This is a genomic window from Adlercreutzia murintestinalis, assembly GCF_943192905.1.
Classification (GTDB): Bacteria; Actinomycetota; Coriobacteriia; order Coriobacteriales; family Eggerthellaceae; genus Adlercreutzia_A; species Adlercreutzia_A murintestinalis.
On sequence record NZ_CALPCC010000028.1, the window covers coordinates 1 to 19,413 of the forward strand.

Annotated in this window: 16 protein-coding genes; 9 read left to right on the forward strand and 7 right to left on the reverse strand. The window is 58.7% G+C overall.

From position 1 onward, the window contains the following. Positions 1 to 1,391: glycoside hydrolase family 25 protein (locus NFR19_RS08250; protein WP_251213317.1), on the reverse strand; the 1,391-nt coding region annotated here is incomplete at its 3' end. A 214-nt stretch (positions 1,392 to 1,605) separates the two neighbouring features. Between NFR19_RS08250 and NFR19_RS08255 the strand changes: the two genes are divergently transcribed. Together NFR19_RS08255 and NFR19_RS08260 are read left to right on the forward strand one after the other, a co-directional pair. After that, entirely contained in the window at positions 1,606 to 3,423 is a 1,818-nt protein-coding gene (locus NFR19_RS08255; RefSeq protein ID WP_251213318.1) for a phosphotransferase, read from the forward strand. A 35-nt stretch (positions 3,424 to 3,458) separates the two neighbouring features. Beyond that, entirely contained in the window at positions 3,459 to 4,397 is a 939-nt protein-coding gene (locus tag NFR19_RS08260; RefSeq protein ID WP_251213319.1) for a DMT family transporter, read from the forward strand. A gap of 9 nt (positions 4,398 to 4,406) precedes the next feature. On the opposite strand, the gene NFR19_RS08265 is transcribed toward NFR19_RS08260, so the two are convergent. Then, complete coding sequence (locus NFR19_RS08265) at positions 4,407 to 5,408, reverse strand: Panacea domain-containing protein (protein WP_251213320.1); 1,002 nt, start codon at positions 5,406 to 5,408, stop codon at positions 4,407 to 4,409. Between the two features lie 48 nt (positions 5,409 to 5,456). On the opposite strand from NFR19_RS08265, the gene NFR19_RS08270 reads away from it, so the two are divergent. The 4 genes from NFR19_RS08270 to NFR19_RS08285 all read left to right on the forward strand — a co-directional run bounded on the left by NFR19_RS08270 (position 5,457) and on the right by NFR19_RS08285 (position 9,410). Next, complete coding sequence (locus NFR19_RS08270; RefSeq protein ID WP_251213321.1) at positions 5,457 to 5,678, forward strand: hypothetical protein; 222 nt, start codon at positions 5,457 to 5,459, stop codon at positions 5,676 to 5,678. A 619-nt stretch (positions 5,679 to 6,297) separates the two neighbouring features. Next, positions 6,298 to 6,732 (forward strand): 50S ribosomal protein L13, encoded by a 435-nt coding sequence (gene rplM, locus NFR19_RS08275; RefSeq protein ID WP_349665532.1) that lies wholly within the window; start codon positions 6,298 to 6,300, stop codon positions 6,730 to 6,732. Positions 6,733 to 6,735: 3 nt separating this feature from the next. Beyond that, a complete protein-coding gene (gene rpsI / locus NFR19_RS08280) occupies positions 6,736 to 7,137 on the forward strand; it encodes a 30S ribosomal protein S9 (protein ID WP_251213323.1) in 402 nt (133 codons plus the stop codon). A gap of 182 nt (positions 7,138 to 7,319) precedes the next feature. Beyond that, the gene (locus tag NFR19_RS08285) at positions 7,320 to 9,410 is read left to right on the forward strand and encodes a glutamine synthetase III family protein (RefSeq protein ID WP_251213324.1); all 2,091 of its coding nucleotides are present in this window, start codon (positions 7,320 to 7,322) and stop codon (positions 9,408 to 9,410) included. A 66-nt stretch (positions 9,411 to 9,476) separates the two neighbouring features. Here NFR19_RS08285 and NFR19_RS08290 read toward each other — a convergent pair whose 3' ends face one another. Next, positions 9,477 to 10,391: a diacylglycerol/lipid kinase family protein gene (locus tag NFR19_RS08290; RefSeq protein WP_251213325.1), complete on the reverse strand. Its 915-nt coding sequence runs from the start codon at positions 10,389 to 10,391 to the stop codon at positions 9,477 to 9,479. Positions 10,392 to 10,464: 73 nt separating this feature from the next. Beyond that, positions 10,465 to 13,203, reverse strand: a complete 2,739-nt coding sequence (gene leuS, locus NFR19_RS08295) for a leucine--tRNA ligase (protein ID WP_251213326.1) — start codon at positions 13,201 to 13,203, stop codon at positions 10,465 to 10,467. Positions 13,204 to 13,526: 323 nt separating this feature from the next. On the opposite strand from leuS, the gene yihA reads away from it, so the two are divergent. Next, positions 13,527 to 14,126 carry a ribosome biogenesis GTP-binding protein YihA/YsxC gene (gene yihA / locus NFR19_RS08300; RefSeq protein ID WP_251213327.1) on the forward strand — a complete coding sequence of 200 codons (600 nt, stop codon included), beginning with the start codon at positions 13,527 to 13,529 and terminating at the stop codon, positions 14,124 to 14,126. A 94-nt stretch (positions 14,127 to 14,220) separates the two neighbouring features. Here yihA and NFR19_RS08305 read toward each other — a convergent pair whose 3' ends face one another. From NFR19_RS08305 to NFR19_RS08315, 3 genes are all read right to left on the reverse strand, one after another. After that, positions 14,221 to 15,549, reverse strand: coding sequence for a hypothetical protein (locus tag NFR19_RS08305; RefSeq protein ID WP_251213328.1), 1,329 nt, complete (start codon positions 15,547 to 15,549; stop codon positions 14,221 to 14,223). Positions 15,550 to 15,562: 13 nt separating this feature from the next. Further along, complete coding sequence (locus tag NFR19_RS08310) at positions 15,563 to 17,089, reverse strand: IMP dehydrogenase (protein ID WP_251213329.1); 1,527 nt, start codon at positions 17,087 to 17,089, stop codon at positions 15,563 to 15,565. Between the two features lie 89 nt (positions 17,090 to 17,178). Beyond that, positions 17,179 to 17,982, reverse strand: coding sequence for a C39 family peptidase (locus NFR19_RS08315; protein ID WP_251213330.1), 804 nt, complete (start codon positions 17,980 to 17,982; stop codon positions 17,179 to 17,181). 181 nt (positions 17,983 to 18,163) lie between these two features. Here NFR19_RS08315 and NFR19_RS08320 point away from each other — a divergent pair, with 181 nt between their 5' ends. Next, positions 18,164 to 18,901: a response regulator transcription factor gene (locus NFR19_RS08320; RefSeq protein WP_251213331.1), complete on the forward strand. Its 738-nt coding sequence runs from the start codon at positions 18,164 to 18,166 to the stop codon at positions 18,899 to 18,901. Further along, positions 18,898 to 19,413, forward strand: a 516-nt coding sequence (locus NFR19_RS08325; RefSeq protein ID WP_251213332.1) for a hypothetical protein, incomplete at its 3' end; no start/stop codon positions are given. The genes NFR19_RS08320 and NFR19_RS08325, both read left to right, overlap by 4 nt.

Genomic DNA, 19,413 nt, shown 5'->3' on the forward strand with positions numbered 1-19,413 from the left:
TTCATCACACCGGTAGACGGATCGAAGTAGTAGTAGTTGTGATCCGCCATGTACACCCAGCCCTTGGCCATAGCGCCATTGCTCTGATGCCAGTACCACGTATTTCCCTCTTTGACCCATCCGGTCAACATATGACCCGACGCATTGAACCGATATGTCGCACCTCCGATGACTTTGGTGCAGCTCTTTACGGCCTCGCCACCTTCCCAATACATCCAATGGCTACCATGCCAGCTCCAGCCAGATCGGCGCGGCAACGACGATATGTGCGAATAGTTCAGGTCCGTTTTGCCCGAGATGCCATCCACTGCGCCTGCACTTGAGAACTGCCAGATATCGTTGTTCTTATTGAACTTCGAGTACACCAAACCCGTGGTGTTGTACTGGGCAACCCAGCGATGCCAGCTATTGAAGCAACTATCTGTGAGCTTGTTGTTCCACCACGACGTATTCGCATAGACGCCCACGTTCCGATATCCGTGCTCGGCCAAACGCCCCATAAAAGCTTGTGCAATGGCGGTCAGATTCGCACTTTCGGTGGTGCTGTCCTCCATATCGTAATAGATGGGCAACTTGAAGTTCCCCAAATGACTCTGTGCGGCTTTCAAACAACGCACCACATGATCCGCTTCACTTCGAGCGGAAGCGGTATCCTTCGCATAGGAGTACAGATACACACCAAACGGCATACCCGCCGCATTGCACCCTTGAACGTTCTGCATCCATTTCTTGTCATCCTGCGAACTATAATTCTGCCCGTACCCGCATCGGATAACGGCGAAGTTGACACCTGCGTTTCGCACGGCCGTCCAGTTGATGTTGCCGTTATGCTCGCTGACATCAATGCCAGTGGAAGCACCTTCGCTTGGGCACGCCCCACCGACTGCATCAAACCAATCGAATGCCTTGTAGCCGCCGTTGTTCACGATGCTGCGTGACTTACGGGCACTGTCCCCCGTGGTGTCGATATCCTCAGGAGCAAGCGGCTGGCCATTCGCAAATCTCCAGCTGTTCTCCTGTTGCGGGTCGCTAGCAGATTCACTTGCATCCGCGGACTCGTTTTGGGCGCTGCGAGCGCTCGATCCCATAACCGCATTCTCATTTGCTCCCGGAGCGGTTTCAGCTGATGCGGATTCGTTCTCGTTCGTTTCGTCCTGCGAAGAGGCGTCGTCTATGGGCTGATCAGTCTCGTTTTCGGAAGCAGATGCCGATTCGCTAGATACGCGCTCCGAAGCGGTCTGGTCCACGGAATCTTCTGCCGCGAACGCCTCTGACTGATTCAGTACCGGCAGCATACCTGCGCCAAGCGCAACGGTAAGCACACATGCAAGAGCTTTATTCGCTGTACTCATATCCGACTTACCTGCATCGGAGCGATTCTTGTTCACCATACCTTCTCCTTGGTCGACCCTTGTTGTGACCTATCCAAGGGACAAATGATGTAAGGGTAACAAATTGAATACATTTACTCCAAAACATAGTCAAAACAACACATACCCCTCTTCCGCCCAGTCATTACCTTAGTGCCAATATGTTCATTTCTATTGATCCACTTACCCCATATGAACACCCGCTGGCAAAGATTCCGCTTGTGCATTTACGTTGATGTTCAATAATAGTCATGATTCTATTCGGCTTGAACATGGAGGCATCGTGCTCAGCAGGACCACTTTCGCTGTTCTGTCACAGATCGCCCGCAATGGGCACTCATCTCAACGAGATCTAGCAGCCCGAACCGGCCTTTCACTCGGTACTATCAATGGCGCGCTCAAATCCTTGAAAGACGACCTCCTTCTTGACCAGAAGGGAGCCATCACTGCAAAGGGGCACACAGAACTTTCCCCGTATCGCGTGGATAACGCGATCATTCTTGCTGCTGGTCTTTCATCTCGCTTCGCACCTATTTCGTATGAGAAGCCAAAGGGCTTGCTCAAGGTCCGCGGCGAAGTGCTCGTCGAGCGCCAGATCGAGCAACTCCAGGAAGCAGGCATCACCGACATCACTATCGTAACTGGCTACAAGCAGGAACAGTACTTCTATCTGGAAGATCTCTTCGATGTGAAGATCGCCGTCAATGAGCAATACGCAGAACGAAACAATCATTCATCTCTCAAGGTGGTGGAAGACCGTCTGGGAAACACCTATATATGTTCATCTGATAACTATTTTACCGACAATCCTTTCAGTCCCTACGAATGGAAAGCGTACTATGCGGCCCAGTTCATCGAAGGCCCCACTGAGGAATGGTGCATGACCGCAGGTGCTGGCAAGCGCATTGTGGATGTGCAGATCGGCGGCCAGGACGCATGGTACATGATGGGTCATGCCTATTTCGACCGCGCATTCTCGCATCGCTTTGTTGATATCCTTGATGCTGAATACGACTTGCCTGAAACGCGCGATAAGCTTTGGGAACAGCTCTTCATCGATCATATCGACGAACTGGATATGATGGTCAAGCCTTATCCCACAGGCATGATCAATGAGTTCGACTCGCTCGATGAGCTCCAGCGCTTCGATTCTTCGTTCCTCGAAAACGTCGATTCTGAGATATTCGCCAACATCGAAACCGTGCTTGAATGCAGCCGATCGCAAATCGAGAATGTCTATCCCTTAAAACAAGGGATCACCAATCTTTCCTGTCATTTTTCGGTAGACGGGAACGAGTACGTCTATCGGCACCCTGGCGTGGGAACCGATGTCTTGGTCGATCGGACGAGCGAAGCAGCCGCTCAGAAGATCGCACAGGATCTTGGCCTCGACGACACGTTCATCTTCGAAGATGCCCAGCGTGGTTGGAAAATATCCCGATTCGTCCCTGACTGCGAAGCTCCTGATGTTGCAAACGAAGAGCATCTTCGTAGCATGATGGAGCTCGCTCGCCGACTGCACGACAGCGAACAGCACATTGATGCGACGTTCGATTTTTACGAGAAGAGCCGCTACTACGAAGGACTGCTCGGCCGCCGCAGTGCGATCGACATCGCAGGATACGAAAACGTCGCACAGAAGATCGATCGTCTGCACGCCTATGTAGAGCAGGACGATTCGCTCGTTTGTTTGTCGCATAACGATTTCTGGCCCATGAACATCTTGCTCGACAAAGAAGGCTCCATGCACTTGATCGACTGGGAATATGCGGGCATGGCAGATTACGCGAGTGACTATGGCACGTTCATCGTGGAAACCCAAGCAGACGACCAAACCGCACGACAGGCCCTTGCGTTCTATTTCGGGCGCGAACCCAGCCCGGAAGAGCTCCGTCACAACTTCGCGTTCGTGGCCTTCGCGGGGTGGTGTTGGTACGTCTGGTCACTGTACAAAGAATCCCAAGGCGAGATGGTGGGCGAATGGCTGCACATCTATTACCGCTACGGGAAGGACTATGTGGAGCGCGCACTGGGCATGTACGAGCGCGCATAACACGCAACACGCCGAACAGATAAGAAGGGAACGATATGAAGTACGGTCTTACCAGTGGCATTCTGTGGGGGCTGGATACCGTTATCTTGGGCATCGGTATGTCCATGGCTCCATTCATTGGCACGGTGGAGGCGCTGGCGTTGGCAGCCATCGTAGGATCAGCGCTCCATGATGTCTTCTGCGCCATCTGGCTTTTCCTTTACATGCTAGTGCGTGGTCGCCTCAAAGACACGGTGGCCGCTCTCAAAACACGAAGCGGCAAGGTGGTCATGCTGGGCGCGCTGCTGGGCGGCCCGGTGGGTATGACCGGTTATGTGATCGCCATCAACAACATCGGCGCGGGCTACACCGCTATCATCTCGTCGTTCTATCCGGCCTTCGGCACGGTGATGGCTGTGCTGCTGCTGAAGGAGACGATGTCGTTCAAGCAGGTGATCGCGCTGATCGTAGCGCTGGGGGGCATCATCGCCATGGGGTACCTGGCGTCGGACACCACGGTGACGGGCGACCCGGTGATCGGCTTGCTCGGCGCCTTCGCCACGGTGGTCGGTTGGGGTTCTGAAGCCGTCATCTGCGCCTGGGGCATGCGCGATGACAACGTCGACAACGAAACAGCGCTGCAGATCCGCGAGACCACCTCGGCTTTGGTGTACTGCGTCGTCGTGCTGCCCGTCTTCGGCGCGTGGCTCTTCACCGTCCAAGCGGTGCCGACGCTTGCCACCGGCGTGGTGGCTCTGGCGGCTTTGACGGGCTCCATCTCGTATCTGTTCTACTATAAGGGCATATCCCGCATCGGAGCGGCGAAGGCCATGGCCCTCAACATCTCCTATTCCGCTTGGGCGGTCCTGTTCGGCCTCATCCTGCTCGGCACCATCCCCGGGCCCGTGGAGATCGTCTGCTGCATCGCCATCCTGGCCGGCACCATCCTGGCCGCCAGCGACTGGAAAGAGCTCTTCAGCCGCACCCGCGCTTAGTGAGCCCCATTATCTGATTTCCTTGGCTTTTGATCTGGCGTATCTCGAGATGTCGCGTGGAGAGGCCATGTGCGCATTTGCTGCGATTGCCTTGAAGTAATCGCTCATCTCTTTCAGGTCGATCGGCTCGTCGCTGGGCTCATCTGGTTGGGCAGCCCCTCGTTCCCGAGCTGCGAGCCACGGGGTTTCCGTATGGGTGATGTCGGAAAGAACGCTACCGCTATAACGGCCGAATGCGGAGTAGACCGCAATCAGGTAATCTTCTTCCTCGCAGCTGAACGGTGACTCGTCCGCAAGGTCTTCCGTCGCAAGCTCTTCTCTGCAGATGTTCTCGAAGTCATGCCAGACCTGGCCATAGACAGGCCCGTAAGTCCATGCCTTCGGCCGCTGCTGGATTAAAGGTTGCGGCAAGAAGCGATAACTGAAACCGTGGGCGTAGTAGATCAGCTTGTTGAGCGCTGAATTCGTCAGGTCGCCGTTTGCGAGCGACATGAAGAAGTAGGCAACTTCCTGGACCTTTGTGTATCCCGGGTATTCTTTATCCAAGATGCGCTCGACGGCGCGTTTTGATTTGTTATAGGCGTGCTCGCTGATGCGGCCCCTGCCCCCTTTTAGGCAACTGTAATAGGCCTGGGCATCACCGTAGAGATGCTGGATGCGATCGGAATATTCTTTGGAAGGGATCGCGCCATCCACGAAACGGGAATAGGTCAGCTCTCCCCAGCCGAGCAGCCTGGATAGCGGCCGCTTTCCTATCCCGTATCTTTTCGGAAGGTCGCGGACCACAGCAAGGGTCACGATGCCCTGTTCGGACCGCACTGCATCTCCGAAAGCATTGCCGGCTTCTTCCAGATAGGGAAGATACGAAGCTGCTGAGCCGCAGGTGCGGCAATAGGCGCGCTTTGTCTCATAGGAATAAAGATGCCCATCGAGCTCGGTCGTTTCCGTTTCGATCCGCGTGTCGAAATCGACTTCTTCTGAACACTGGGGGCAGTATGCTAAAGGTTTCATCGCTTGCTCCTATTCTTGGAACGGAACATAGATAGGATCTTCCAGTTCATGGAGAGATACGACCACAAGCTTCTTGTGTCTGCTCTTGTCGTAGTCGAATTTGATGTAGATCAGCACGGATTCCATACCGCTGAGGGCCTTTTACAACTCGCGCTGTGCTCAGAACACATAGAGCAGTCCTCCGTACTCGGTCTTCTTGATGTGGCAGAACTCCTGGGAATCGAGGTCAATAAAAGCCTTTTGAGGGATGCGGGCATATGGAGGCCATAGGCGAAGATGAACGCCCTGTTCTTGAGACGCGATTCGTTCTTGCCGCCTTCTTCGATATAGAATTCGTCATTTCTGATGCAAGCTTTTGCGGCAGAAAGGTACTTTTCAACGTGTGAGCGCGAGACATCCGTTATATAGAGCTCAGGGGGATATTCAGGCAGCCATCCATCAGGATCCAGGAGCGGACCATATGTCGGTGGATAGAGCAGCTTCCCCATGGTATTCCTTTCCGATTTTGTATCAATGATACAAAATGACGGACAGACAAGGCAACAGATTCCACTAATGCTTCCGAGTCTTTGTTTTGAAGCCCATGAAGCTCAGTTGGAGCAGTTTGTGAGAGATGCTATGTTCGGAAACGATGCTTTTACCTGCTCGGAGCGCTCTGAAAGCGGTTTTCCGTTGACTTCCCGAAGAGCTTCATTTATCTTCTAAAAGTTGCTTTCAAAAGCCCCGTAAAGCAGCGAAGGCGCAGGCACAGCGCGGGTGTCCAGACCCAACGCGATGCCGTCGGCGTAGGAACCCGACACGCGGTGAAGCTGCACTTTTGAAACCACACACGTTCAGCGGTCCCGCAAGGGTGCTTCAACCGCTGAGCACCGTAGCAAAGGAATGCTTGATGAAGACGTATCATGCAAAGCCCGGCGAGGTAGAGCGCGAGTGGGTGCTGATCGACGCTGAGGACCAGGTCCTCGGGCGCGTGGCATCGCTGGCGGCCAACATCCTGCGCGGCAAGACGAAACCGCAGTACACGCCCCACGTGGACGTGGGAGATTTCGTGGTCATCGTCAACGCCGACAAGATCCGCGTCACGGGCAACAAAACGGCGGACAAGACCTACTTCCACCACACGGGGCATCCCGGCGGCTTGAAGTCGGAAACGTTCGCAGAGGCCATGGAGAAGCATCCGGAACGCGTCATCCAGCACGCCGTGAAGGGCATGCTGCCGAAGACCACGCTCGGCCGCGCCCAGGGCAAGAAGCTCAAGGTGTACGCTGGCCCCGACCATCCGCATGCAGCGCAAAACCCGCGCAAGATAGAACTGGAGGGTTAAACCATGGCAGAAGCTAAGACAGAAGCCCTTTATTACGGCACCGGCCGTCGCAAGAACGCCATCGCGCGTGTGCGCTTGGTTCCCGGCACCGGCAAGATCACGGTGAACGGCCGCGAAGGCGACGCCTACTTCACCCGCGCTGGTCTGCTGAGCTATGCGACCATGCCGTTCAAGGTGACCGACACCCAGGGGCACTTCGACGTGATCGCCCGCATCAATGGCGGCGGCATCTCGGGTCAAGCTGGCGCGCTGCGTCTCGGCATCGCCCGTGCGCTGCTGGAAGCTGGCGACTATCGCGCCGAACTGAAGAAGGCCGGCTACCTCACGCGCGACCCCCGTATGGTGGAGCGCAAGAAGTACGGCCTGAAGAAGGCGCGCAAGCGTCCGCAGTTCTCCAAGCGCTAAGCTTTCGTGCATCGCATGCGAATCACGATCGCACGCAGTCGCACAAATGCCCTTTGGAAACCCGCTTCGGCGGGTTTCTTCTTTTCCGCCCGAAAACATATCGCAACACACCCCGTGTAACGTACAATGCGTACAGGCACGGAAACCGTGCGACGACCTCTAGCAACCTCTAAGGAGCAGCAATGTCCAAGGTCCAGGATATTTATGGCGCAATGGTCTTCGACGAGCACACGATGCAGGAGCGTCTGCCCTCGGCAACCTATCGGCAGCTCATGAAAACGATCAAAGGCGGCGCGCCGCTTGACCTAGACGTAGCCAACGTGGTCGCGCACGCCATGAAGGAATGGGCCATCGAGCTGGGAGCCACCCACTACACACATTGGTTCCAGCCGCTCTCCGGCATCACCTCAGAGAAGCATGACAGCTTCATCGACCCCATTGACGACGGCCACGCCATCATGAGCTTCTCCGGCAAGGAGCTCATCCAGGGCGAGCCGGACGCCTCCAGCTTCCCCTCGGGCGGTCTGCGCGCCACGTTTGAAGCGCGCGGCTACACCGCATGGGACCCCACCTCGTTCGCCTTCATCAAAGACGAGGTGCTGTGCATTCCCACCGCCTTCTGTAGCTACACCGGCGAAGCCCTGGACAAGAAAACACCCCTCCTGCGCAGCATGCGCGCGATTGAAGAGCAGGCGAACCGCGTGCTCAGCCTCTTCGGCGAGCCGCACCAGCGCGTCATCACCACCTTGGGCGCCGAGCAGGAATACTTCCTCATCAGCGAAAAAGACTACGAGCAACGCATGGATCTCATGCTCTGCGGCCGTACGCTCTTCGGCTACTCCCCCTGCAAAGGCCAGGAAATGGAAGAGCATTACTTCGGCGCCATCCGTCCCAGCGTCAACAACTTCATGAAGGAGCTTGACGACGAGCTGTGGAAGCTGGGCGTACCGGCGAAGACGAAGCACAACGAGGTTGCCCCCTGTCAGCACGAGTTGGCGCCGTTGTTCGCGAACGCGAACCGAGCCATTGACCAAAATCTGCTGACCATGGAAGAGATGCGCCTGCTTGCCAGCCACTACGGGCTGGTTTGTCTTGAGCACGAGAAGCCGTTCGAGCACATCAATGGCAGCGGCAAGCATAACAACTGGTCTCTCAGCGCCGACGGGAAGAATCTGCTCGACCCCGGCGACGACCCCATCAGCAACCTGCGCTTCCTGGTGTTTCTGGCCGGTGTCATCCAAGCGGTGGACGATTACCAGGAACTGCTGCGCATGTCAGCCGCAAGCGCGGGCAACGATCATCGCCTCGGCGCGAACGAAGCGCCGCCAGCCATTGTCAGTATCTTCTTAGGCGACGAGCTGAGCCGCGTGGTCGATGCGCTCATCGCTGGCGAGGATTACCACAGCGACAAGCGCGCCGAGATGGACCTGGGCGTGGCCGAGCTGCCCAACTTCCTGAAGGACAACAGCGACCGCAACCGCACCAGCCCCTTCGCTTTCACCGGCAACAAGTTCGAGTTCCGCATGCCCGGCAGCGAACAAAACCTCTCCGACTGCAACATGATCCTCAATACGGCCATGGCGAAGAGCCTGAAAGAGTTCGCGAACGAAATGGCGGGCAAGACCGGCAACGATTTCCGCGCAGCCGCGCTCGATTATGTGAAACGCACCCTGCGCGACCACCAGCGCATCATCTTCAACGGAGACGGCTACAGCAACGAGTGGCCCATCGAGGCTGAGCGCCGCGGACTGGCCAACCACAAGACCACTGCCGACGCGCTGCCGTGCTTCATCAGCCAGAAATCCATTGACCTGTTCGGCGAGTTCCATGTGCTCAGCGAAACCGAGGTCCGCAGCCGCTACGAAGTGAAGCTGGAAAAGTACAACAAAACGATGAACATCGAGATACGCACCATGAAGCGCTTGGTGCGCCGCGATTACCTGCCCGCCATCAACCGCTTCGCCGCCGAGGTGGCGCGCCACATCAACGAGGTGAAGGCGGCCTGTCCCAGCGCTGATCTGAAAACGCAGCAGAAGAAGCTGCAAACGCTGCTATTCGGTTCAGCTGAGATCAATCGTCAGCTAGAGAAGCTACACGAACTGCATTTCACTTCGCTACAACTGGAAGATCAGCAGGAGCGCGCCAACATGAACGCGCACCAGATCGTGCCCGTGATGGACAGCCTGCGCGACGCGGTGGACAACATGGAGATCATCGTGGAGCGCAACATGTGGCCCGTGCCCACCTATAACGAGATTCTGTTCTACGCGTAAAGGCGTCGATCCTCAAGGCGCCGATTCGCCACACCGATGCTCAGCGCGCTGAGGCCTCGTCAACCGCTACGGCGCTGGCCTCAGCACCCGAAGCGCATGCGGCACCACATCAATATCGAACACGCGGCCTTCGATACGCTCGCCATCAACCTGGGCGGGCGGTTCCTCGCTGAACTCAATGCGCACCTTTGACGCGGTGCGCGTCTCGATCTGCTTCACCTTGCGATGCTTGCCGCCCTTCGCCATCATGAACACCACCGCAGCTTTGAGCTTGCCGACCGGCGGATGCGCGATGCAGATATCGAACAGACCGTCCGTCAAACTCGCGTCCGGGCATATGTTGAACCCGCCACCATAGTACTTCCCCAGCTGCACCGCGAAGGTGATGGACATGCCGCTCACAGGCTCTTCGTCGTCGAACTGCACGGTGTAGGAGAGCGAGTCAAGGTGGTGCATGAGCTGATCGAAGCCGCTGGCCATGTAAAGAGGCGTGCCCGATTTGCCCGTGCGCTTGCGGCGATCCATGGTGTCCAGCGCAATGGCCGCATCAAGCCCGAAGGAGAGCGTCTCCACGTAGAACGTTCCGTTGACCAGACCCACATCGGCATCGAGCGCTTCCGCCGAGAGCAGCTGACCGCATGCGGTGCGAAGGTCTGACGAAACGCCCAGCATATGTGCATAATCATTGCCCGACCCCACGGGTACGAGGCCCAGCTTCGGCCGGTCGTCATTGGGAAGCGCCATCAAGCCATTGCTCACCTCGTGGATGACCCCGTCGCCACCAATCGCAACCACGGTATCGAAGTTGGCAGCACCTGCCGCCAGATCAACAGCATGATGGGCGCTCTTCGTCATTGCCAGCGAAACGGAATCGCCCAGCTGGTCGCTCAGCAGCTTCCACACTCGTTGCGCCGCCGCCAAGCCCCGTCCGCTCTGCGCCACGGGGTTCGCGATCAACAGCGTATTTCCTAGCTCGCTCATAGAGCCGATTATGCACCCCTGCGCAGGCGCATCATCGTATCAGCAGCATTTCTTGGCCATATTGTTGCCAAGATCACTTCGCCACAATATTCACCAGGCGCCCCGGCACGTATATCCGCTTGATGACGGTCTTTCCCTCAAGGTGCGAAGCCACCGCTTCCTCGGCCGCCGCCACCGCCGCGTTCTCGTCGGCATCCGCTGTCACCATGATGCGCGCCTTTACCTTCCCGGCAAGCTGCACGGCTATCTCCACTTCGTCAGCCTTGGCCTGTTCAGGGTCGTATTCGGGCCAGGGTTGTTCATGAACCGACCCGCTCTGCTCAAGCGTGGTCTGCCACAGCTCATCTGCCATATGCGGCGCAATGGGCGCGATCAGCTTCACTAGCGTCTCGGCCACCTCGCGGCACAGCGGCCCGCCCGTCTCGCACGCCACCCGATGCTCGGCCGGACGCAGTCGCAAGAACGACGCCACTGCATTGGTCAGTTCCATGATGGCCGCCAGCGCCGTGTTGAAATTATTGCGGTCGAAATCGTCAGACACCTTGCCCACCACGCGATGCCGCTCGCGTTTCATTTCCATGGCGAGCGCATGAGCATCGGACGCATCGGCCTGCGGATCGAACAGCGTCTCGTCGCCCGCCTTGCCGACCAGATCATGCACGATGCGCCACACGCGGTTCAGGAATTTCAGCATGCTGGGAACGATGTCGTCATTCCACAGCTTCTCTTTGTCCGGCGGCCCCATGAACAGCATGGCGGCGCGCACCGCATCGGCGCCGTAGTCCGCGATCATCTCTTCCGGGCTGACCACGTTGCCTTTCGATTTGCTCATTACCTCGCCGTTGGCATCGAGCACCATACCCTGACACAGCAGGTTCTCGAACGGCTCGTCGAAATCGAGCATCCCCGCATCGCGCAGCACCTTCGTGAAGAAGCGGCTGTACAGCAGATGCAAAATGGCATGCTCGATGCCGCCGATGTACTGATCCACCGGCATCCACGCGTTCACCTGGTCGCTCGCGAACGGCGCATGCACGTTATGCGGGTCGCAGTAGCGCATGTAATACCAGCTGGAACACGTGAAAGTGTCCATCGTGTCGGTCTCGCGCTTGGCGGGGCCACCGCACGCAGGGCATGTGGTATTCGCGAAACCTGCGTGCGTGGCCAGCGTTTCGCCTGCGGCAAGGTCAATGTCCTCGGGCAGGCGCACGGGAAGGTCCTCTTCGGGTACCGGCACCACCCCGCACTGCGGGCAATGGATGGCCGGAATGGGGTTGCCCCAGTAACGCTGACGGCTGATCAGCCAGTCGCGCAGCCGATATTCGGTGGTGCGCTTGCCCTTGCCAGCCTTCTCCAGCGCCGCCACGATGGCAGCTTCGCCCTCTGAGTGCTTGCCGCCTTTCATGCCAGTGTAGGGGCCACTTTGCACCAAGACGCCCTCGGCTGCGTATGCCTCAGGCCAATCAACCTGCGTCACCGCGCGCCCCTGTTCGGCTTTCAGCTGATTGTAGAGCGGATCGTCTTCACCCAAGATGATGGGAATGATGGGCAAGTCGTATTTCCGCGCGAAATCGAAGTCGCGCTGGTCGCCACACGGCACCGCCATAACAGCGCCGGTACCGTAGTCGGCCACCACATAGTCAGCCACCCACACCGGCACCTGCTCGCCATTGACCGGATTCACCACGTAGCGCCCCGTGAAGATGCCATGCTTCTCCCGGTCGCCCTGCGCGCGTTCCACCGCGCTCACCTTGCGGGCCTCTTCGGCGAAAGCGAGCACCTCCGCCTCGTTCGCCGTGCCAGCCACCAGCGCCGCCAGCCCTTCATATTCCGGACCTACCACGAAGAAGGAGCACCCGAACAGCGTATCGGCGCGCGTGGTGAACACCGTGATTATTTCGGGTTCCCCAGTTCCGCTCGGTTCTCCCTTTTCTGCGCTGGGATCGGTGCTATCCACCGAGCGAGTTCCGCAGCATGACGAGGATTGTTCGAGCGAATGGGCGACATCTTGGGCGCTGAGGTCGGTGTCGCCCACCGAGCGAGTTCCGCAGCGCAGCGAGGACTGTTCGAGTGAATGGGCGGCACCGACCTCAGCGCTCAACGGCACCAGCTCGAAATCAACATTCGCGCCTTCGCTCTTCCCGATCCAATTCGCCTGCTGCTGCTTCACGTTCTCAGGCCATCCGGTCAGCTGATCCAGATCGGCCAGCAGCTCTTCGGCGTAATCGGTGATCTTGTAGTACCACTGCGTCAGGTCGCGCTTCTGCACCTCAGAGTCGCAACGCCAGCAGCGCCCGTCGATCACCTGCTCGTTCGCCAACACGGTGCCACAATCGTCGCACCAGTTCACCGGGCTATTGCGCCGCTCCACCAACCCGCGACGCCAGAACTCCAGGAATATCCACTGGCCCCAGCGGTAGTACTCCGGATCGCATGCAACCACCGTACGATCCCAGTCGTAGCTGTACCCCATGCGCTTGAAGCTGGCGCGCTGGGTATCGATGTTGTCGTACGTCCATTTCGCCGGATGCGAATGATGCTTGATGGCCGCATTCTCGGCCGGCAGACCGAACGCGTCCCATCCCATGGGGTGCAGCACGTTGAACCCACGCATGCGGGAATAACGCGCCACCACATCGCCGTAGGTGTAGTTGCTCACGTGCCCCATATGGATGTCCCCCGACGGGTACGGGAACATCTCCAACACGTACTTGCGCGGCTTGTCCGACGTCTCGTCAACCGTGTACAGGCCGCTCTCCTGCCATTCCAGTTGCAGGCGCGGCTCTATCTCATGCGGGTCATATGCTTTCATAGGGGTCCTTCAAAACCGTGTCCATTGCTAGCGAATATTATAGCGACAGTGCCCTGCCAAAACCCCCAAGCACCGGTAGGATGCGCCGAGCGTATGAGAAGAGCGAACGAAGCTCCTGAGATTCATCGACTCCGAACTTTCCCACGTTGCGGGTGAAGTTCGGAGTCAAATTCGCAAATCTCGCCTGTTTTCTGTAGAATAGCCCCGAACTTTCCCGCATTTGAAGGCCGGGAATACGCGCTGCTCGTCATACCATGCCTCTTGCTTGGAACCAGCTGATGCGTGGTCGCGCCATTCAATATACCAAAGCTATGGAGCGCACGATGAACTTCCATAACGCACGTTTCAAAGCGGCATACGGAACGGCAGCGCAACTGCCCGAGAGTGCGTTGCCCGAAGTGGCGTTCGCAGGGCGATCGAACGTGGGCAAGTCGTCGCTGCTCAACCGCCTGATGTTCCGCAAAGGGCTGGCGAAGGTGTCCGGCACGCCGGGGAAAACAGCCACCGTGAACTTCTACGACGTAGATGGCGTTGACTTGGTAGACCTCCCTGGGTACGGCTACGCCAAACGCTCGAAGACCGAACTGCAACGCTGGTCCGACCTGATCGAGGGTTATTTCGACCAGGATCGCCAGCTTGCTTTGGTGGTCAGCCTCATAGACATCCGGCACGACCCGAGCGCCCTGGACCACGATATGGTCGCGTTCCTCGTGCAGAGCGAGCTTCCCTTTGCCATCGCTCTGACGAAGGCCGACAAGCTGAGCCGACAAAAAGCGCTTCGCCAAGCAGCGGTCATCAAAAAGCAGCTTGAGTTGCCGAAGGGCACGCCGGTGATTTTGACCAGCTCGTCCGAGGGTACCGGCGTAGACGATCTGCGCAGACTGATCCGAGACTTCGTGAAAGGGCTTGCGAGCGAGGACTAGTCGGACGCTCTCTTGATGCTGTCGAAGATGCGCGCTGGCACTCTGCACTGACGCACCAGCTCTCTGACTCTTTGGCTCTTAACTCTCTGGCTCTCTAGCGTTCGTGCGTTTTGTGGCGCAACTGCCAAATGCACACCGCGATGACCGCAAGCGCTATGATGCAAATGGTGATGCCAGCCGCTGTGGTCGACTGCGAAGCATCGGAGGTTGGCGCGATGGATGACCCGCGCTGCACCGTTGTAGACGACATGGACGCTGGCGCCTCTTCGCCACCGATCTGATTCGGTCGTTTCACCACACGAGAGCGATCGAGCTGGGTGGCCGTATTGATGATATCGGGTGCCGGATCCATGGTGCGCAGCGCCAGTGGATGAATGGGCTTACGATTATCCTTCGGCTCTTCGCTCCCCTGCGACCCGTTACTGTCTCCGTTGCCGTCATCGGGCTGCAGATTCTGATCGCCATCAGGCGGGGTATCCGGATCGTCGGGCTCGCTGGGAACCTTCACGGCGCGTGGCGCGATCTTGCCTTTGATGAGCAGTGTGGGCTCGCGCGAGGGCTCCATGGTTGCCGTTCTCGCCGAACGCATCATGAGCGAGTGCGGTTGCCCCGTTGCGGCTGCGTGCGTCTGCTCTTCGCCATCCGCCTCGTCTTCTTGAGCTTCCTCAAGATAGATCGGGCACACGAACGATCCTTCGTCCTCTTCGGTCGGCAAGACGATATCCGGCTCGCCCACTTCATGGCTGAATCCCACGGGCACAAGCGGTGCCACTTTCGCATCAACCCAGCTTCGCACGCTTACCTTCGTTGATTCCACATCGTCGGCGGCAATATCGCCCAATGCGTCTGGCTCGACCGTCCACGCCTCAGGGTCGTCCGCGATCTGCGCGAGAATGGCCTGCTCGATCTGCTGCCCCGCCTGTTGCGTTGGCGTCAGGTCGGGCTGGGGCGGAGCGACGTAGGGCACCGGGAAGATGATGCCGCTAATGGGCACATGCTTCGACACTAAGCCGATGATGCTCCGGTTGATCTCGATTTCCGCTTTGAAAGAACCCGCGACGCCCTCGGGTGCCTCCGCCGTACCGTTGACAGCAGGCACAACCTCGGTGGCGTTCAACTTGACGTGCAAGATGACATCCGGCAGCTCCATGGCCTCAAGCCGCGCTTCCAGCCAGGTGCGCAGTGCGGCAACATCGGGAACCACCTCGGCCCCCACCGACCAATCTTGCTGTTCGACCATAGCGCCCGCGTAATCGATCGGACCCAGGTAGTCATCCCAGTCGGCAGGCTCCGCCTCATAGCTTGGCTCGAACAGAGTTGCATGGGCGTAAGCTAACGCAGGAGCAGGCGACAGCGAAAGCGCAAGAACGCACGCCGCAATGCCTGCGGTCAGCTTCTTCGCTCTGTTCGCGCGTCCCTTCAAGCGCTTCCCTTCTCTACCTCATGCTCGCCGAACTCGCGTAGGTGTTCTTGTCGCGCAGCATAACGTCATGCGCACCGCCCTCCACGATGGAAGTGGCGCTCACCACGGTCAGCTTCGCCTTCTCTTGCAGCTCCGGAATGGTCAGCGCACCGCAGTTGCACATGGTGCTCTTCACCTTCGAGAGCGTGAGCTCAACGTTGTCCTTGAGCGCGCCAGCATACGGCACGTAGCTGTCCACGCCTTCCTCGAACGACATGCCCTTCTTAGTGCCGCCCAAGTCGTAGCGCTGCCAGTTGCGCGCGCGGGCCGAACCTTCGCCCCAATACTCTTTCATATAGCTGCCATTGACCATGACCTTGTTCGAGGGGCTCTCGTCGAAGCGGGCGAAATAGCGGCCCAGCATGACGAAATCGGCCCCCATGGCCAGTGCCAGACTGATGTGATGGTCATACACGATGCCGCCGTCCGAGCAGATGGGAATGTAGACGCCCGTTTCCTCGAACCACTCGTCGCGCGCGCGAGCCACCTCGATCACCGCAGTAGCTTGACCGCGGCCGATGCCCTTCGTTTCGCGCGTGATGCAGATGCTGCCACCGCCGATGCCGATCTTGATGAAGTCGGCGCCGCACTCAGCCAAGAAACGGAAGCCCTCGCGATCGACCACGTTGCCCGCACCCACCTTCACCGCATCGCCGTAGTGTTCGCGGATCCACTTGATGGTCATCTCCTGCCACGCGCTGTAGCCCTCCGACGAGTCGATGCACAGCACATCAACGCCCGCCTCCACCAGCGCCGGCACACGCTCGGCGTAGTCGCGCGTGTTGATGCCCGCACCCACCATGTAGCGCTTGTGGTCATCCAGCATTTCGTCGGGGTTGCTCTTGTGCGAATCGTAATCCTTGCGGAACACCAGCGCCACCAAGTTGTCCGCGTCGTTGACGATGGGCAAGCAGTTCAGCTTGTTGTCCCAGATGATGTCGTTGGCGTCCTTGAGCGTGGTGTCAGCGGGCGCCACCACCAACCGCTCGCGCGGGGTCATGAAGTCCGCTACCTTCTCGGTCAGATCCATGCGGCTGACGCGATAGTCGCGGCTGGTCACGATGCCCAGCAGCTTGCCGTGCGGGCGGCCGTCCTGCGTGACCGGCATGGTGGAAAAGCCATGCTCTTCCTTCAAGCGCACCACATCGGCCAGCGTCATATCGGGAGAGAGGTTCACATCGCTTTCCACGAAGCCAGCCTTGTAGTCCTTCACGCGCTGCACCATGGCCGCTTCGTCTTCGATGCTCTGCGAGCCATAGATGAACGACATACCGCCTTCGGTAGCCAGCGCCACCGCCATACGGTCGTCAGACACCGACTGCATGATGGCGCTGATCAGGGGGATGCTCAGCGAAATAGAGCAGTCTTCCTGTCCTTTGCGGTACTTGACCAAAGGAGTCTTCAGCGACACATCAGAGGGGATGCAATTGCTCCCCGAGTATCCGGGCACCAAAAGATACTCGTTGAATGTGCGCGAAGGTTCCTCGAAATAGAACGCCATGGTGCCTCCTTAATGCAAGTTGAACCCCCTATTAGGGTGATCCCCCTATTATAAGGCGTAAAACGCTCTTTACGCGCGAGAGTTGCAACTTACCTGCCAGAAGAGAAGCTCCAGAGATTCAGGCACTGCGACAGCACGCGCGATGCATCCCAAACCTGCTGGCTGCGCTCCGGGCTGTTCGGATCGTGCACAATCAGGCGGCCCTGATCATCCACGCCGCACACCACGATGAAATGCCCTTCGGTGGTAAAGTCGCCCGGCCCCATGCTACAGATGATGGGGCGGCCCATTCGCAGTTGGGCGCGCATCGTATCGGCGCTGGCGCTCAACTCCTGCGGCATCAGACCCAGACGCGCGGCGCCTTCGCTCATCAGCAGCCAGCTGGTGATACCGGATTCGGTATAGCCGGATTCCTCGCTGAACGCCGCCATGGCGACCGGGTCCATGTCGCGTTTGCCCGTGAGCTGCACGTATACCATGGAAAGGCAGGTGGGGCCACATCCGTGCGTGCCGATGGTTCCGTCGGCGTAGGGCTCATCGGCCCATTCGGCATCCACTTGGTAAAGAAATGGCGTGATGCCGCGAACCCACAGGTGGCGCGGCGTGCTCTTCGACCCGTCCTCTGCGGATGGCTGCGCCATGAGATCGGCTGGCAGCGCCGAGATGCTTGAGAACACGAACACGTTGAGCGCGGCCATCACCAGGACCCCCACCAGCGCCGTGACGGCAATGATGAACGCTTGCTTCGCGCGCGAGGGCCGCCGACGCTGGGCCAGTTTCGACAGATATACCTGTCGCGAAAGGCTGTCCATCTGACGCGACCGGCGATCCATAGTGAAATCACGCGGTTCGGGGAAAGCGTCTTCGCTGGTGTAGGTGTATGCGATATTCATGCGGGGCGCTCCTCTCATCGTCGGCCGCTGATCGACACGCTCAGTCAACGCATTCAGACTAGCGCGCGGGCGCCTTAACGTTCCCATACCGCATGCTTAGCCTTTCCTTAATACGCCTTAACTTTTCCTTAAAACCGCCTCGCTCGGGCATTTCGCAAGCGCGGCGGGGTACAATTCAGGCATGGCAGCCAACACTGACAAAACACGCGTCATGGTGGTCGATGACGAGCAAGAGATCGCCGATCTGGTGGCGTCGCTGCTGCAGCCAGAAGGCATGGAAACTGCCGTTTTCACCGATCCGGAAGAAGCACTGGCGGCCTTCGCGCAGGACCCCTTCGATATGGCGATCATCGACGTGATGATGCCCAAGATGGACGGGTTCGAGCTGTGCGGGCGCATGCGGGCGCTCTCCGATGTGCCCATCGTGTTTTTGTCGGCGCGCGACGAAGAGACCGACCAAGTGGTTGGCTTCACCATGGGCGCCGACGATTACGTGACCAAGCCGTTCAAACCGCGCGAGCTGGTTGCGCGCGTGCGGGCGCATTTGCGGCGGGCGCGGCGGGGTGCGACACCGGCAAGCCCTGGCCAGCTAGAGGCGCACGGTATCGCGGTTGACCTGTTGGCGCACGAGGCGTCTCTGCACGACAAGCCGCTCAGCCTGACGCCGAAGGAGTTCGCCATTTTGGCGCTGCTCATGCAAAACGCCGGGCAGCCCGTTCCCGCTTCCGAGATTTACGAGCGCGTGTGGGACGAGCGCTACGACGCCAGCGCGTCGAATACCGTGATGGTGCACATTCGGCACGTGCGTGAGAAGCTGGCGGCCATTGATTCGTCCAAGGAGCTGATCGAAACCGTCTGGGGCGTGGGGTATCGCATTGCCGCAGAAGGCGCGGGATCCCTGCCGGAGCAGAGCGCATGAGCCGCTTGAAGAGCCAGCAGTCTCGGGTGCTGCGGCGGCGCTTGTCCATGCAGACGCTGGCGGCCCTGCTGGTGTACACCGCGCTGTTCGTGGTGATGGCGTTCGTGGTGAATGCCACGCTGGTGCCGCGCATCGCGAACTTCGTGGCCGACACCACCGGCAATGCGGTGCGCTACGACCCCATGAATTACCTCAATGGCAAAACAACGCGCCAGCTCATCGACGACTATATGCAAATGCTTGACGAGGAAGGCACCTCCTACGACGTGCTGTGGGAGCTTCCCGAAGAACAGATGGAGCTGCTGCGCGAAAAGCGCTTGAACGGAGAGGCGGATCCTGGCATTGCGGCGGTCTCCGTCGCGCTGGATGACAGCGTCGATGCGGTGGTGAGCGTCGACAAGAGCAGCCAGATCGCCCAGGAGCAGCTGGGCATCGTCGCCGACGAAACCAGCGAGAACGAGTCTAGGGAAGAAGCCAACGACAGCGCATCGGGCAGCGCGCTGCCCCCCCGG

What these genes read in the sequence shown, in the direction of transcription:
- leuS (WP_251213326.1), bottom strand. Translation starts at nt 13,203, where the DNA reads ATGAAAGCATATGACCCGCATGAGATAGAGCCGCGCCTGCAACTGGAA.
- yihA (WP_251213327.1), top strand. Translation starts at nt 13,527, where the DNA reads ATGAACTTCCATAACGCACGTTTCAAAGCGGCATACGGAACGGCAGCG.
- rplM (WP_349665532.1), top strand. Translation starts at nt 6,298, where the DNA reads ATGAAGACGTATCATGCAAAGCCCGGCGAGGTAGAGCGCGAGTGGGTG.
- NFR19_RS08320 (WP_251213331.1), top strand. Translation starts at nt 18,164, where the DNA reads ATGGCAGCCAACACTGACAAAACACGCGTCATGGTGGTCGATGACGAG.
- NFR19_RS08315 (WP_251213330.1), bottom strand. Translation starts at nt 17,982, where the DNA reads ATGAATATCGCATACACCTACACCAGCGAAGACGCTTTCCCCGAACCG.
- NFR19_RS08260 (WP_251213319.1), top strand. Translation starts at nt 3,459, where the DNA reads ATGAAGTACGGTCTTACCAGTGGCATTCTGTGGGGGCTGGATACCGTT.
- NFR19_RS08255 (WP_251213318.1), top strand. Translation starts at nt 1,606, where the DNA reads ATGTTCAATAATAGTCATGATTCTATTCGGCTTGAACATGGAGGCATC.
- NFR19_RS08290 (WP_251213325.1), bottom strand. Translation starts at nt 10,391, where the DNA reads ATGAGCGAGCTAGGAAATACGCTGTTGATCGCGAACCCCGTGGCGCAG.
- NFR19_RS08310 (WP_251213329.1), bottom strand. Translation starts at nt 17,089, where the DNA reads ATGGCGTTCTATTTCGAGGAACCTTCGCGCACATTCAACGAGTATCTT.
- rpsI (WP_251213323.1), top strand. Translation starts at nt 6,736, where the DNA reads ATGGCAGAAGCTAAGACAGAAGCCCTTTATTACGGCACCGGCCGTCGC.
- NFR19_RS08270 (WP_251213321.1), top strand. Translation starts at nt 5,457, where the DNA reads ATGGAGAGATACGACCACAAGCTTCTTGTGTCTGCTCTTGTCGTAGTC.
- NFR19_RS08265 (WP_251213320.1), bottom strand. Translation starts at nt 5,408, where the DNA reads ATGAAACCTTTAGCATACTGCCCCCAGTGTTCAGAAGAAGTCGATTTC.
- NFR19_RS08285 (WP_251213324.1), top strand. Translation starts at nt 7,320, where the DNA reads ATGTCCAAGGTCCAGGATATTTATGGCGCAATGGTCTTCGACGAGCAC.